Here is a 1,592-nt window from a genome sequence, read left to right as displayed (position 1 = left end):
CTACACCCTGACGCGAAGATTCATCCACGGGGAGGCTGTCGTGGTGAGCGCTACGAGGCTTCGTTGAGGGTGACGCGATAGCCCATGGCTTCGAGTTGGTGGATGGCGCGCTGTCGGGCTCGCTCCGGGCGTAGCCGGGTGTAGTAGTCGGCTCCGGGATCGTCGTAGATGGTTCCGGTGACTCCCATGTGCCAGATCGCGACGAGGATCGAGTGTTGGATGGCGACGTTGGCCTTCTGTGGTCCGCGGCGGGTTGCGATCCGCCTGTACTTCGCGTTGAGGTAGGTGCCAGGCGTTCGTGCGATCGACATCGCTGACGCCCCAAGGGCTCCTTGAAGGTAGGGGTTGCCTGGACGGGTCCGGCTGGACTTCACCCGGCCTGCTGACTCGTTGTTCCCCGGGGTCGTGCCGGCCCATGAGGCGAGGTCCTTGGCGGTTGGGAAGCGGCTCATGTCCGCGCCTGTTTCAGCCACGACGACGTCGGCGGTCAGGGTGCTGATCCCCGGGATCGTGCAGATCAGGTCGTGGAAGCCACGAAAGGGCTCCATCATCGCCTCGATCCGTTCGGTCAACTGGCTGATGACCACGGTGTGCTGATCGATGAGGTCGAGGTGGACCCGGGTCAGGAACGCATGGTGCTCGTTGAACCGGCCGACCAACGCTTCGGTGAGCTGCGGGATCTTGACCCGCATGCGGCGCTGGGCCAGATCAGCCATCCGGCCCGCGTCACGGTCACCAGCGATCAGAGCCTCGATCATTGCTCGCCCTGAAACACCGACAATGTCGGTGGCGACCGAGGACAGCTTGATGCCGGCGTCCTCCAGCAACTTCTCCAGTCGCTGGATCTCCCGGGAGCGTTCACGGGTGATCGCGGTACGAGTCCGGGTCAGATCACGTAACTGCCGGATCGGCTCGGGCGGCACGAACGAGCCCCGCACCAGACCATGCGCACCAAGCTGAGCCAGCCACGTGGCATCGGCGACGTCGGTCTTGCGGCCGGGCAGGTTCTTCACGTGCCGGGCATTGACCAAGACCACCTCGACCCCGGGCAGATCCTCAAGCAGGTAGTAGAACGGCTTCCAGTAGTCGCCGGTTGCTTCCATCACCACGCACGTGACCTGTTCGGCGGCCAGGTGCTCACGCAGCGCCAAGATCTGCGACGTCATCGATGACCAAGTCGTGACCGTCTCGACCGCCTTGCGGCGCCCCACCCCGGCCACCCGTACACACACCTTGGCGTCCTTCTTCGAGACGTCCAGCCCAGCACACCGGGCACGTATCACTTCCATCCCCGTTGCTCCTTCCCGCCATTTCCCACCATCGAATCGGACCTCGAACGCGTCCGTCGCAGGGAGGACTGGGAAAAAGATGGAAGTCTGACGCTCGGGCTCAAGGCACCAATCCACGGTTCCCGTGGACGTCCTCCGCCACCATGCTCAACTACAGGCTCACAGACACCAGAGGGTGACCGGGGTCGACCACGACGGGCACCATCAGCATCCAGCTGAGACCAGCGGCCCACAACCACCCAGCGACCCCGAATCTTCGCGGACCACGGTGCGCCCCGAAGGTGGCGCCGGCCTGCTCAACTG

The 1,592-nt window shown here is 64.4% G+C and carries 1 protein-coding gene; it reads right to left on the bottom strand.

The genetic code is table 11. From position 1 onward, the window contains the following. Positions 1–50: 50 nt before the first annotated feature. Positions 51–1,289 (bottom strand): IS110 family transposase, encoded by a 1,239-nt coding sequence (locus AB0E63_RS46450; RefSeq protein ID WP_360381339.1) that lies wholly within the window; start codon positions 1,287–1,289, stop codon positions 51–53. Positions 1,290–1,592: the final 303 nt, after the last annotated feature.

Source organism: Kribbella sp. NPDC026596, from assembly GCF_040638415.1.
Taxonomy (GTDB): domain Bacteria; phylum Actinomycetota; class Actinomycetes; order Propionibacteriales; family Kribbellaceae; genus Kribbella.
This window is presented reverse-complemented; position numbering and strand designations above follow the sequence as displayed.